This is a genomic window from Pseudomonas sp. CCI1.1 (genome assembly GCF_034348165.1).
In the GTDB taxonomy this organism is placed as follows: domain Bacteria; phylum Pseudomonadota; class Gammaproteobacteria; order Pseudomonadales; family Pseudomonadaceae; genus Aquipseudomonas; species Aquipseudomonas paracarnis.
In genome coordinates this window covers 3,027,674-3,040,590 of sequence record NZ_CP133780.1, presented here as the reverse complement: position 1 = coordinate 3,040,590, position 12,917 = coordinate 3,027,674, and the positions used below count along the sequence as shown (strand labels likewise).

Annotated in this window: 12 protein-coding genes and 1 pseudogene; 8 read left to right on the top strand and 5 right to left on the bottom strand. The window is 58.8% G+C overall.

Features of this window, described 5'->3' with window-relative positions; translation table 11 throughout:
- Positions 1–62: 62 nt before the first annotated feature.
- Positions 63–1,490, bottom strand: a complete 1,428-nt coding sequence (gene argH / locus RHM69_RS13595; protein ID WP_200599610.1) for an argininosuccinate lyase — start codon at positions 1,488–1,490, stop codon at positions 63–65.
- Between the two features lie 193 nt (positions 1,491–1,683).
- Here argH and RHM69_RS13590 point away from each other — a divergent pair, with 193 nt between their 5' ends.
- Complete coding sequence (locus RHM69_RS13590) at positions 1,684–2,643, top strand: LysR family transcriptional regulator (protein WP_200599612.1); 960 nt, start codon at positions 1,684–1,686, stop codon at positions 2,641–2,643.
- 91 nt (positions 2,644–2,734) lie between these two features.
- Here the strand turns inward: RHM69_RS13590 and RHM69_RS13585 are convergent, their stop codons facing one another.
- The 3 genes and pseudogenes from RHM69_RS13585 to RHM69_RS13575 form a co-directional block, all read right to left on the bottom strand.
- A complete protein-coding gene (locus RHM69_RS13585; RefSeq protein ID WP_019819275.1) occupies positions 2,735–3,382 on the bottom strand; it encodes an HAD-IB family hydrolase in 648 nt (215 codons plus the stop codon).
- 72 nt (positions 3,383–3,454) lie between these two features.
- Positions 3,455–3,628 (bottom strand): annotated as a pseudogene (locus tag RHM69_RS13580) (HNH endonuclease); the annotation flags it as partial.
- A 66-nt stretch (positions 3,629–3,694) separates the two neighbouring features.
- On the bottom strand, positions 3,695–4,945 hold the full coding sequence (locus tag RHM69_RS13575) for a ribonucleotide-diphosphate reductase subunit beta (protein ID WP_014719604.1): 1,251 nt from the start codon (positions 4,943–4,945) through the stop codon (positions 3,695–3,697).
- 480 nt (positions 4,946–5,425) lie between these two features.
- On the opposite strand from RHM69_RS13575, the gene vapB reads away from it, so the two are divergent.
- Together vapB and RHM69_RS13565 are read left to right on the top strand one after the other, a co-directional pair.
- Complete coding sequence (gene vapB, locus RHM69_RS13570) at positions 5,426–5,656, top strand: type II toxin-antitoxin system VapB family antitoxin (RefSeq protein WP_014719603.1); 231 nt, start codon at positions 5,426–5,428, stop codon at positions 5,654–5,656.
- Positions 5,653–6,066, top strand: a complete 414-nt coding sequence (locus RHM69_RS13565; RefSeq protein ID WP_014719602.1) for a type II toxin-antitoxin system VapC family toxin — start codon at positions 5,653–5,655, stop codon at positions 6,064–6,066. Before vapB ends, RHM69_RS13565 begins: the two co-directional genes overlap by 4 nt.
- Before the next feature lie 137 nt (positions 6,067–6,203).
- Here the strand turns inward: RHM69_RS13565 and RHM69_RS13560 are convergent, their stop codons facing one another.
- Positions 6,204–6,473 (bottom strand): DUF2790 domain-containing protein, encoded by a 270-nt coding sequence (locus tag RHM69_RS13560; protein ID WP_133632763.1) that lies wholly within the window; start codon positions 6,471–6,473, stop codon positions 6,204–6,206.
- 398 nt (positions 6,474–6,871) lie between these two features.
- Here RHM69_RS13560 and acs point away from each other — a divergent pair, with 398 nt between their 5' ends.
- From acs to RHM69_RS13535, 5 genes are all read left to right on the top strand, one after another.
- Positions 6,872–8,827 carry an acetate--CoA ligase gene (acs, locus tag RHM69_RS13555; RefSeq protein WP_200601031.1) on the top strand — a complete coding sequence of 652 codons (1,956 nt, stop codon included), beginning with the start codon at positions 6,872–6,874 and terminating at the stop codon, positions 8,825–8,827.
- A 695-nt stretch (positions 8,828–9,522) separates the two neighbouring features.
- The gene (locus RHM69_RS13550) at positions 9,523–10,308 is read left to right on the top strand and encodes an ABC transporter substrate-binding protein (RefSeq protein WP_047711612.1); all 786 of its coding nucleotides are present in this window, start codon (positions 9,523–9,525) and stop codon (positions 10,306–10,308) included.
- Between the two features lie 91 nt (positions 10,309–10,399).
- A complete protein-coding gene (locus tag RHM69_RS13545; RefSeq protein WP_003193627.1) occupies positions 10,400–11,089 on the top strand; it encodes an ABC transporter permease in 690 nt (229 codons plus the stop codon).
- Complete coding sequence (locus RHM69_RS13540) at positions 11,086–11,784, top strand: ABC transporter permease (protein ID WP_003193625.1); 699 nt, start codon at positions 11,086–11,088, stop codon at positions 11,782–11,784. The genes RHM69_RS13545 and RHM69_RS13540 overlap by 4 nt, the downstream gene beginning before the upstream one ends.
- A 1-nt stretch (position 11,785) precedes the next feature.
- Complete coding sequence (locus RHM69_RS13535; protein WP_014719599.1) at positions 11,786–12,898, top strand: succinylglutamate desuccinylase/aspartoacylase family protein; 1,113 nt, start codon at positions 11,786–11,788, stop codon at positions 12,896–12,898.
- The last annotated feature ends 19 nt before the right edge of the window (positions 12,899–12,917 follow it).

Below are 12,917 nucleotides of genomic sequence, written 5' to 3'. Positions count from 1 at the left end.
GTCAAATGTGGGAGCTGGCTTGCCTGCGAAAGCGCCGGTGAGCTCACCACACCTACCAAGGCTTAAATCCGAAACCCCTGATAACTCTCAGCCCACTTCTGCTGTTCAGCCAAAGCAGTCTTCAACCGCCCAATCTGCTCCTTCACCCGCTCCGGCGCCGTCCCACCCCACCCACTGCGCGCCGCAATCGCCGCCTCCAGGGTCAGGCACTCGCGCACGTCCGGGGTGAGTCGCCCATCCACCTCGGCCAACATCGCCGGTGAGGCTTGCCACAACTCAATCTCATGCTGCTCACAGGCCTGCACCAGCGCGCCGGTAATCTCATGGGCCTCCTTGAACGGCACGCCACGGGTGGCCAACCAATCCGCCACCTCAGTCGCCAAGGTAAAGCCCATCGGTGCCTGGCGTCGTAGCTCCTCTACCTGCACCTTCATGGTCGCCACCATCCCGGCCATCGCCGGCAACACCAGCAGCAAGGTGTCCACACTGTCCAACACGCTGTGCTTGTCTTCACTCAAATCGCGGTTGTACGACAGTGGCAACGACTTGAGCGTCGACATCAGCCCGGTCAGGTTGCCGATCAAACGCCCGGCCTTGCCCCGCGCCAGTTCGGCAATGTCCGGGTTCTTTTTCTGCGGCATGATCGAACTGCCGGTGGCGTAGGCGTCGTCCAGCACTACCCAGCGAAACTGGCGCGACGACCACAGGCAAAACTCCTCAGACAGCCGCGAAATATTCACCCCGAGCATGCCCGCCACAAACAGGAACTCCGCCACATGGTCACGGCTGGCGACAGCGTCGATGGAGTTTTCGCATGGCCCGGTGTAGCCCATTTCCTTGGCCGAGTGCTGCGGCTGACGTGCTATCGCCGAACCTGCCATCGCTGCCGCGCCCAACGGCGACAGGGCCGTACGCGCATCCCAATCCACCAGGCGCTGCACATCGCGCAGCATCGACTGCGCGTGAGCCAGCAAATGATGGGCAAACACAATGGGTTGCGCCTGCTGCAAATGGGTGAAGCCCGGGCAGATGCTCTGCACATGTTGCTCGGCCTGTTCAACCAACGCCTGCTGCAGGCCCAACACCTCAGTGGCGATGGTGCGTGCATGGTCACGCAGGAACAGGCGCAGATCATTGGCCGTCTGGTCATTGCGCGAGCGTCCGGCGCGCAACTTGCCGCCCAGGGCACCGAGGCGCTCGGTCAATACGCGTTCGATAAAGGTGTGTACGTCCTCGTCATTCAGGGTGGGATGCAGGCGACCGGCGGCGAAATCCTCACCGATACGGTCCAGGGCTTCGAGGGTGCGCAGGGTTTCCGATTCATCCAGCAAACCGGCGCGCTGCAACTCACGGGCATGGGCGCGGGAGCCGGCCAGGTCGTAGGGCGTGAGGCGAAAATAGCGCTCAGGGCAACGCGACAACGCGGCCAACGCCGCAGACGGACCGGTCTTGAAACGAGCGCCCCAAAGGCGGTCGGTGGGCTGGGACATGGGTGTTCCTCACGCTTGTTTTTAGAAGAGTCGGAGGCAGTTTCAACAGAAGTTTATCGGTGTAGAACCGACGTCTGACGCGCCGTATTCAAGGTTGCCAAGGGCGGATGTTTATGTTCATTATCGCCGCCTGGCTATGTTCAAGGATTGGGTTCAAGCCTGTTGAATATGGCACTCGAGGTCAACGCGCATTATGGAAACCCCACTTTCCACTTCTGGAAACCTGCCGCCAAAACCCGGCACACGAGCGCCGCTGCAACTGAGCGGGCTGGACTTTAAATTGTTGCGGGTATTTATGGCCGTGGTCGAAGCCGGCGGCTTCAGTGCCGCGCAAAACGAGCTGAACGTGGGCCTGGCGGCCATCAGCAAACAGATCTCCGATCTCGAGATTCGCATCGGCATGCGCCTGTGCACACGGGGCCGCGAAGGGTTCGGGCTGACCGAAGAAGGCAAGTTGGTGTATCAAGCATCCATCGAGTTATTTACCTCGGTGGACAGTTTTCGCGACAAGCTTAGTTCGGCGCAGAATGAACTCATCGGCGACCTGAGTGTGGGCGTTATCGATAACACCGTCTCCGACGTTAGTTCCCCACTGATTACCGCCCTGGGCAACTTACATCGCCAATCGCCAAAAATAAGATTGCGCCTACACGCCTCGCAATTGGACGAAGTTGAACGTGGGGTAGTGGAAGGGCGACTGGTCGCCGGCATCGTCCCGGTGTACCAACGCCGTGAAGAATTCGACTACTTCCCACTCTACGAAGAAAAGGCCCACGCCTACTGCGCCGTAGGGCATCCCTTGTTCACTGCGAGCGACATCACCTCCGACGCTCTTCGCCAATACGAAGTGGTCAACCATCGGTATGCGATCCATCGCGACAAGGCCAACTTCGTCAGCCACGACAGCCAGTCCGCCTCGGCTTCACAAGTGGAAGCCGTCGCCATCCTGATCCTCACCGGCCGCTTCCTGGGCTTTCTGCCAGAACACTACGCCACGCCACTGGTAAGGGAAGGGCGCCTGCGCGCACTGTGCCCAGAGCAGGTTCATTTAAGCACCGCGTTCAACCTGATCCTGCGCCACAACGCGCCGAGAAGCCCGATGGTAAAAGCCTTCGCCACAGCGCTGGGTGTAGACTTGAAGACGTCGGCCTAAGCCTCAACAAAGCTCAAATGTGGGAGCTGTCGAGCCCCAGCGAGGCTGCGAAGGGATCGCCTCGGTCTCCCGCCAACCCCACCCACCCGCATCACCGCTGCAACCGAGCCCGCTTTTTCTTCTTCGCATGAAAATGCCGAAAATGCGCATCCTGCGCCGCCGCCAACAACTCCCGATCCCCACGCGTATCGCCCCAGGCCCTGAGCCGATACTCCCCCAGGTCCCCATACACCGCCTCAAGCCGCAGCACCTTATTCTCACAACGGCAATTATTCCCGGTGAGCTTGCCGGTCAGCACCCCATCCACCACCTCAAGCTCAGTACCGATCAAGCGGATGCCAAGCCGGTCGGCAAACGGCTGCAACACCAACGCCGGCGACGCCGAACACAGCGTCACCACCGCCCCGGACTTCACCTCATCCGCTACCGACTGCAAACCGCTCGGGCGCATCAACTTGCTCCAGCGCGCCTGGCAATATTCCTGCGCTTGCTGCTCAACCCAAGCCTTCTCCACCCCGGTCATAAAGGTGCGAATCAACTGCGCCTTCAACTCATCCCGGCTGATCTGCCGCACCAAAAACCGCAGCCCCGGCAGCGCCAGCTTGACCATCCGGCCATAAAACTCGCCGGGGCCAAAGGCAAACTTGAGGAAGGGCACGAAACTGTCGTGGTGGGTGAGGGTGCCGTCGAAGTCAAAGACGGAAAGTACTTTGGCGTCTGCGGGGCCGGCTTCGAGCATGTCTGGGTTCACGGGTTGGCCTCGATCCTATCTGATAGTTTTCAAGCGGGCATCAGCTGTGACAGCAGGAGTCTACTCCCGTGCCAATCTTCCGATCTTGGCGTAAAGCTCTTCGGTGAAAGCTTCCCGAGCGCTTGACCGGTGACAACGCTGATGGCAATTGGGGCACAAGGCTACAGCATTGGGGGGGCGATCCGAACCCTTCCGGGCCAGGTGCTTGAGGTGATGTACTTCAAGAAATGGCAAATGCCTTTTTTACCGACGAAAAAAAGCCCTGAACATGCCAGGGCTTCCTTTAGTGCTTAGTCCGAATCAATCCCAGCTCAACGCGCCGCCAGTCTGATACTCGATCACACGGGTCTCGAAGAAGTTTTTCTCTTTCTTCAAGTCCATGATCTCGCTCATCCACGGGAACGGGTTGGTGGTGCCTGGGTACTCTTCCTTCAAGCCGATCTGCGACAGGCGACGGTTCGCGATGAACTTGAGGTAATCCTCCATCATCGCCGCGTTCATGCCCAGCACCCCACGCGGCATGGTGTCGCGAGCGTATTCGATCTCCAGCTGCGTACCCTGCAGAATCATCTGGGTCGCTTCTTCCTTCATCTCGGCATCCCACAGGTGTGGGTTTTCGATTTTGATCTGGTTGATCACGTCGATACCGAAGTTCAGGTGCATCGACTCATCGCGCAGGATGTACTGGAACTGCTCGGCCACGCCGGTCATTTTGTTGCGGCGGCCCATGGACAGGATCTGGGTGAAGCCGCAGTAGAAGAAGATGCCTTCCAGTACGCAGTAGTAGGCGACCAGGTTGCGCAGCAGTTCCTTGTCGGTGTCGACGGTGCCGGTTTCGAACTTCGGATCGGAGATCGAGCGGGTGTACTTCAGGCCCCAGGCGGCCTTTTTGGCCACCGATGGAATCTCGTGGTACATGTTGAAGATCTCGCCTTCATCCATGGCCAGCGATTCGATGCAGTACTGGTAGGCGTGGGTGTGGATCGCTTCTTCGAAGGCCTGGCGCAGGATGTACTGGCGGCACTCCGGGTTGGTGATCAGGCGGTACACGGCCAGCACCAGGTTGTTGGCTACCAGGGAGTCGGCGGTGGAGAAGAAGCCCAGGTTGCGCATGACGATGCGGCGCTCGTCGTCGGTCAGGCCTTCGGGGTTTTTCCACAGGGCGATGTCGGCGGTCATGTTGACCTCTTGCGGCATCCAGTGGTTGGCGCAGCCGTCGAGGTACTTCTGCCAGGCCCAGTCGTACTTGAATGGCACGAGTTGGTTGAGGTCGGCGCGGCAGTTGATCATGCGCTTTTCATCAACGGCGACGCGGGCGGAGGCACCTTCCAGCTCGGCGAGGCCTTCGGCGACGTCGAGTTTGTCCAGGGCGGCCTTGGCGCGCACGATGGCGGCGGAGTCGTTGGCGGTGACGGCGCGGGCTTCCACGGCGGCAGCGGCGCCGGCACCGTCGAGACGGTCCATGTTGGCTTCGGTGGCGTGGCCGGCGTTGGCGCCTTTAGCGGCTACTTCGCCTTCTTCTTCTTTGTCGAATTCGTCCCAGCTCAGCATGACGTGTCGTCTCCTGCGTGAGGGCTCAAAGGTGCCCGTGTGAAACCGGATGGTTGGGTGTTCACACGGCCCTAGGGCCGCGGTGGATCTTAAGGAATCGTTTGTTGCAACAGCTCGCGCAGGCAAATAAACGGAATCAGGTTGCGGGTGCTGCATGAGGCTTGAGGGGCGCAGCGATGCGTGCTTGCTGCAGCGCAGGCTCAAGGTCTGGCTCTTTATCCCTGTGTAAAGGGATATTGCAGGCCCGATTTACCCGCGCATTATAGGGAAAAAATTGGGTTTGTGTTGCGGCGGATGGTCACTGATTAGAGACAAAAAGGACGCTTTTTAAGCCGGGGTGAGAGTTTTCGGGCTGTTGCTGTCGCAAGTTTTTTTAGCAGCTGGCACACGTCTCCAATCGTCGGCCAATTGCCATATGTCTTGCATAGGCTTCAGGGTGTCCTTACATTGCATATGTCAGGCATAGGTAGAGGATGAATCATGCGCACAGTCTCAATTTTTAAAAATGGAAAGAACCAGGCTATTCGATTTCCAAACGACATGGCCTATGAGGGAGTCGGTGAGCTCGAAATCACCCGCAATGGAGATACGATTACATTACGACCTGTCCGACCTAGCTGGGGGTCGCTGAGTGAGTTACCCAGGGCGGACGAAGATTTTCTTCAGGAGCGTCAGGACGTTGTTGGCGATGAAGGCAGGTTCAACCTGTGACGACATACATGCTGGATACCTGCATTTGCTCGTTCATCATGCGTGAGCGGCCCGAGTGCGTGCTTAAACGTCTGGCCTTGGAGGTGGCGAGGAGCAATCGAATCGTGATTTCGGCCATAACCTATGCCGAAATGCGATATGGACAGATTGGGAAAAAGGCATCGTCCAAACACAAGACGTTAGTCGATGAGTTTGTGAAGCGACTCGATGAAGTGTTGCCGTGGGGCGTGGCGGCGGTGGACGCGACGGTTGAGGTGAAGCGAAGCCTGACCGAGCAAGGGGCGATCATCGGCCAAAATGATACTGCTATTGCAGGGCATGCAATTGCTTCGGGGTGTACGTTGGTGACCAACAATATTCGGGAGTTCAGTCGCGTAGCGGGGTTGTCTTACGAGGATTGGGTCCATTAACCGGAGCGGGTGTTATGGCTGAAATCGCCATCGCAGGCAAGCCAGCTCCCACAATTGATGTGGGGTGTATTCAAGGGCGGGTTCTTGGCCGCAAGAACGATTTCTTGCGGCAATTAAGAATCCAACTTCAGAAGTTGTTAGCCGTTAGAGCAACCATTGCCCATCACTTGATAGTTAAGAATATGCCGCTGGCCTTGCGAATCTTCATATTCCATCTTCACCGGTACAACTTCGCAGACTTCTGGAATGCTGCTCATGGACAAGACTTTGGCCACATCCAATTGCGTGCTATAGGTGTAGTCCTCGACAATCGGGGCGTTCTGGCCGGCCAGTTCAGTCGGGGCTTCGTCCGCCAGGGCGGCGGTGGCGCACAGGCTGCTCAGGGCCATCACTAATAACGCTTTCATTGCTTCATTACCTTCTTCAGGGCGAAAGGGGGCACGGGGCCCTTGTGAGGCCGCGTGTGTCACTTAAAAGTTGGGAAGTTCGGATTAACGTTGCCTTCGTGGGGGCTGTTGCGTTGTTAATCAGAGTGCCTTGTTGGCGGAGTTGATTTTAGGCGCCTCGGTTATATTCATATACCCGTGGTTTTGATAAACACTTTTGGCGGTTTTTGTAACAATCCCTCGATTAAGCTTTTTTCAGAAAGCTGCCAAGCGCCGCAGCACGCGGGCCAGAGCGGTGAAACGGCATAGCAGGGCAATTTGTAGGGTCTTGTTACTACCATCGTCGAATGGTTCTATAGGCCCACCCCGGCTACAACAGGGGCCATACAACAACAACTATTGTCACCGAGGTAAGAAAGATGAGTGCGGCTTCCCTGTACCCCGTTCTCCCCGAAGTAGCAGCCAACACGCTGACCGACGAGGCGACCTACAAGGCCATGTACCAGCAGTCGGTGGTCAACCCCGATGGCTTCTGGCGCGAGCAAGCCAAGCGCCTTGACTGGGTCAAGCCTTTCACCGCGGTGAAACAGACCTCTTTCGACGACCACCATGTCGACATCAAATGGTTCGCCGATGGCACCCTGAACGTTTCCTACAATTGCCTGGACCGTCACCTCGCCGAGCGTGGCGACCAGATCGCAATCATCTGGGAGGGCGACGACCCTGCCGAGAGTCGCAACATCACCTACCGCGAGCTGCATGAAGAAGTCTGCAAGTTCGCCAACGCCTTGCGCGGCCAGGACGTGCACCGCGGCGATGTAGTGACTATCTATATGCCGATGATTCCCGAAGCCGTGGTCGCCATGCTGGCCTGTACCCGCATCGGCGCGATCCATTCGGTGGTGTTCGGCGGTTTTTCCCCGGAAGCCCTGGCCGGTCGCATTATCGACTGTAAGTCGAAAGTGGTGATTACCGCTGACGAAGGCATCCGCGCTGGTAAGAAGACTCCGCTGAAGGCTAACGTTGACGACGCGCTGACCAACCCGGAAACCAGCAGCATCCAGAAGGTGATCGTGTGCAAGCGCACCAATGGCGCGATCAAGTGGAACCAGCATCGCGACATCTGGTACGAAGACCTGATGAAAGTGGCGGGTACTGTGTGTGCGCCAAAAGAGATGGGTGCCGAAGAAGCGCTGTTTATCCTCTATACCTCTGGCTCTACCGGCAAGCCTAAAGGCGTGCAGCACACCACCGGCGGCTACCTGCTCTATGCGGCCCTGACTCACGAGCGTGTATTCGACTATCGCCCGGGCGAAATCTACTGGTGCACTGCCGACGTGGGCTGGGTCACCGGCCACACCTACATCGTCTACGGCCCGCTGGCCAATGGCGCGACCACGCTGCTGTTCGAAGGCGTGCCGAACTACCCGGACATCACCCGCGTGGCGAAGATCGTCGACAAGCACAAGGTCAACATCCTCTACACCGCACCGACCGCGATCCGCGCGATGATGGCTTCCGGCACCGCAGCCTGCGAAGGCGCCGACGGCAGTAGCCTGCGCCTGCTGGGTTCGGTGGGCGAGCCGATCAACCCGGAAGCCTGGGACTGGTACTACAAGAACGTCGGCCAATCCCGTTGCCCGATCGTCGACACCTGGTGGCAAACCGAAACCGGCGCCACGCTGATGAGCCCACTGCCAGGCGCCCATGCGTTGAAGCCGGGTTCGGCGGCACGGCCGTTCTTCGGGGTGGTGCCGGCGCTGGTGGACAACCTGGGCAACATCATCGAAGGCGCCGCCGAAGGCAACCTGGTGATTCTGGATTCCTGGCCAGGCCAGGCGCGTACCCTGTACGGCGACCATGACCGTTTTGTCGACACGTACTTCAAGACCTTCCGCGGCATGTACTTCACCGGTGACGGCGCGCGTCGCGATGAGGACGGTTACTGGTGGATCACGGGCCGTGTGGATGACGTGTTGAACGTGTCCGGCCACCGCATGGGCACTGCCGAGATTGAAAGCGCCATGGTTGCGCACCCCAAAGTCGCCGAGGCGGCGGTGGTGGGTGTGCCGCATGACATCAAGGGGCAGGGCATTTATGTGTATGTCACCTTGAAGAATGGTGAAGAGCCCAACGAAGCACTGCGCCTGGAACTGAAGAACTGGGTGCGCAAGGAAATCGGGCCGATTGCCTCGCCGGATGTGATCCAGTGGGCGCCTGGGTTGCCAAAAACGCGCTCGGGGAAAATCATGCGGCGCATTTTGCGCAAGATCGCCACGGCTGAATACGATGGGTTGGGGGATATCTCCACCCTGGCAGATCCAAGCGTGGTGGCGCATTTGATTGAAACGCACAAGACCATGAACGTCGCGTAAGCGGAGTAGGTGGGACAAAGCCCCATTCGGTGCAAGCCGGGTGGGGCTTTTTTGTACGGCCTCAAGACCGCCCAGATTTAGTGTGGGAGCTGGCTTGCCTGCGATAGGGGTATGTCAGGCAAAGGTTGGTTGGCTGAGGCATCCCTATCGCAGGCAAGCCAGCTCCCACAGTTCAGATTGCATTTCATAAGGGGGTATGGATGGCGGTCTGACAGACCTGCAAGCCACCAAACCAATAAATATCGGTTTTCCCCGTAGGACGTTTCTGAATGTTACCGCCTCGCTCAAATGTGTAACCGCCCGCACAAACCTGGGGCGATGGACCACGCCTACGCCCCGAAAAACCGCGTTCTAGACATCCCCACAAATAAGATTAAACGCCAGACTTGCCGTGCTAGAAGGGTTTGCGAATAATAGGCCCGCAATTTGCAGCATCATCAGGTTTAATATCTTTTGTCTCTGCATAAAATTCAGAGGCTGTCAATGAGCTGGAACCGCTTTCTCAGTGCTTCTGTAAATTGTTGTCGCATTGAGGAAATATCGGCCTCCGGCCTGTCGTTAGAATGCCGATCACTCGCTCGTCGTCGCAGGTGTCGCCCGCGCAGGACGCAGCACCGCTATTCGGTTACACCTTCGCCGCATCGTGGGCCATGGCTCATACTGCTGTTTTTGCCCTATACCGATGGAGTCCCAAGATGAAGAAACTCGTGCTGTTGGGCGCCCTGGCGCTGTCCGTGCTGTCCATGCAGGCTTTCGCCGAAGGCAAGCCGCTGAAAATTGGTATCGAAGCGGCTTACCCTCCGTTTGCCTCGAAGGCGCCGGATGGCAGCATCGTCGGTTTTGACTACGACATCGGCAATGCGCTGTGCAAGCAGATGGACGTCAAGTGCACCTGGGTCGAGCAGGAATTCGATGGTCTGATCCCGGCACTCAAAGTGCGTAAGATCGACGCGATCCTGTCGTCCATGTCCATCACTGACGACCGCAAGAAATCCGTGGACTTCACTACCCGCTACTACCTGTCCCCAGCGCGCCTGGTGATGAAGGAAGGCACCACCGTCAGCGACGGCCTGGATGAGCTCAAAGGCAAGACGATCGGTGTGCAGCGCGGTTCGATCCACGACCGTTTCGCCCGTGAAGTCCTGGCGCCAAAAGGTGCGAATATCAAGGGCTACAGCACCCAGAACGAAATCTACCTGGATGTGGCCGCCGGTCGTCTCGACGGTACCGTGGCTGATGCCACCCTGCTGCAAGACGGCTTCCTGAAAACCGACGCCGGCAAAGGCTACGCGTTTGTAGGCCCATCGTTCACCGAAGCCAAATACTTCGGCGACGGTATCGGCATCGCAGTGCGCAAAGGCGACAAGGAAAACCTTGAGCGCATCAATGCGGCCATCGCTGCGATCCGTGCCAACGGCGAATACAAGAAAATCCAGGACAAGTACTTCGACTTCGATATTTACGGCGCTGACGCCAAGTAACTCATCGCAGCTGTCTGTCCGAAATGGCGCAAGCAACAGTCATCCTGAAGTTTGCGCCATTTTTTCATCCCCCTTTTCGAGGACCTGAATCATGTTGAAAGGCTACGGGGCCGTCATCCTCGATGGCGCATGGTTGACGCTTCAGCTCGCCTTGTCGTCCATGGCCTTGGCCATTGTTCTGGGTCTGATCGGGGTCGCGCTACGCCTGTCGCCGGTACGCTGGCTGGCTTGGCTGGGCGACCTGTACTCCACGGTGATCCGCGGGATCCCCGACCTGGTGCTGATCCTGCTGATTTTCTACGGCGGTCAGGACTTGCTCAACCGCGTCGCGCCGTTGCTGGGCTTTGACGACTATATCGACTTGAACCCCCTGGCCGCCGGTATCGGCACCCTGGGTTTCATCTTTGGCGCTTACCTGTCGGAAACTTTCCGTGGCGCCTTCATGGCCATTCCCAAGGGGCAGGCTGAAGCCGGCCTGGCGTATGGCATGAGCAGCTTCCAGGTGTTTTTCCGGGTGATGGTGCCGCAGATGATTCGGCTGGCGATCCCCGGGTTTACCAACAACTGGCTGGTATTGACCAAGGCCACCGCGCTGATTTCGGTGGTGGGTCTGCAAGACATGATGTTCAAGGCCAAGCAGGCGGCAGACGCCACCCGCGAGCCTTTTACCTTCTTCCTCGCAGTGGCGGCGATGTACCTGGTGATCACCAGCGTGTCGTTGCTGGCCTTGCGTTACCTTGAGAAGCGCTACTCGGTAGGCGTAAGGGCGGCTGATCTATGATCTTCGACTACAACGTCATCTGGGAGGCCATGCCGCTGTACCTTGGCGGCTTGCTGACCACCCTGAAACTGCTCGCTATCTCGCTGTTCTTCGGCCTGCTCGCAGCCTTGCCCCTGGGCTTGATGCGCGTGTCCAAGCAGCCGATCGTCAATGGCGTGGCCTGGCTTTATACCTACGTGATCCGCGGCACGCCGATGCTGGTGCAGCTGTTTTTGATCTACTACGGCCTGGCGCAGTTCGAGGTGGTGCGCGAAAGCTTCCTGTGGCCGCTGCTGTCCAGTGCCACGTTCTGTGCGTGCCTGGCGTTTGCCATCAACACCAGCGCCTATACCGCCGAGATCATCGCCGGCAGCCTCAAGGCCACGCCTAACGGTGAAATCGAAGCGGCCAAGGCCATGGGCATGTCGCGCTACAAACTGTACCGCCGCATCCTGTTGCCGTCGGCCCTGCGCCGTGCGCTGCCGCAGTACAGCAACGAAGTGATCATGATGCTGCAGACCACCAGTCTGGCCTCCATCGTCACGCTGATCGACATCACCGGTGCCGCGCGCACGGTGAACGCCCAGTATTACCTGCCGTTCGAAGCCTATATCACCGCCGGCGTGTTCTACCTGTGCCTGACCTTCATCCTGGTGCGCCTGTTCAAGTTGGCCGAGCGCCGCTGGCTGAGCTACCTGGCTCCACGGAAGCACTGATATGGAACGTATCGATCATCTGCTGCCCTGGGGGCACCTGGGCTGCGAACGCCAACTGAGCGTGTTTCGTTTCGGCAGTGGCGAGCGCAAGGCCTATATCCAGGCCAGCCTGCACGCCGATGAATTGCCGGGTATGCGTGCCGCGTGGGAGCTGAAAAAACGCCTCACCACGCTGGAACAGCAGGGCGCCCTCAACGGCGTGATCGAGTTGGTGCCGGTCGCCAACCCGATGGGGCTCGGCCAGTTGTTGCAGGGCAGCCACCAAGGGCGTTTCGAAGTCGGCAGCGGCAAGAATTTCAACCGCGATTTCGTCGAACTGAGCGAGCCGGTGGCCGAGTTGCTACAAGGCAAGCTGGGGGACGACCCGCACGCCAATGTGCGCCTGATTCGCCAGGCCATGAGCGATACACTCACCGCCTTGCCCGAGCCGAGCAGCCAGTTGCAAGGCATGCAGCGTATCCTGCTGAGCCATGCCTGCACCGCCGATGTGGTGCTGGACCTGCATTGCGATGCTGAGGCAGCGCTGCATATGTACGCGCTGCCCCAGCACTGGCCGCAGTGGCGTTCGTTGTCGGCACATTTGAATGTGAAGGTCGGCCTGCTGGCGGAGGATTCCGGCGGCAGTTCGTTTGACGAGGCGTGCTCGTTGCCGTGGCTGCGTTTGTCGCGCCTGTTCCCCGAGGCGCAAATTCCGCTGGCCTGTCTGGCGACGACGTTGGAATTGGGCGGCCAGGCCGACACCGGCCGTGATGAAGCCATCTTCCACGCCGAAGGCATCCTTGCGTTCCTCGCCGAACAAGGCTTGATCAAGGGCGAGTGGCCCGCGCCGCAACACGAACCTTGCGAAGGTGTGCCTTTCGAGGGCACCGAACTGCTGTTCGCGCCCCATGCCGGGGTGATCAGTTACCTGCGTAAAGCGGGCGACTGGGTAGAAACCGGCGACGAGATTTTTGAAGTGATTGACCCCCTGACCGACCGCGTAAGCACTATTTGCGCGGGCACCTCGGGGGTGTTGTTTGCCGTTGAACGGCTACGTTATGCCCAAGCGGGTTTCTGGCTGGCCAAGGTGGCGGGGCGCGAAGCGCTGCGTCACGGGCGCTTGCTCAACGACTGACCACCTGTTTTTGTGAGAA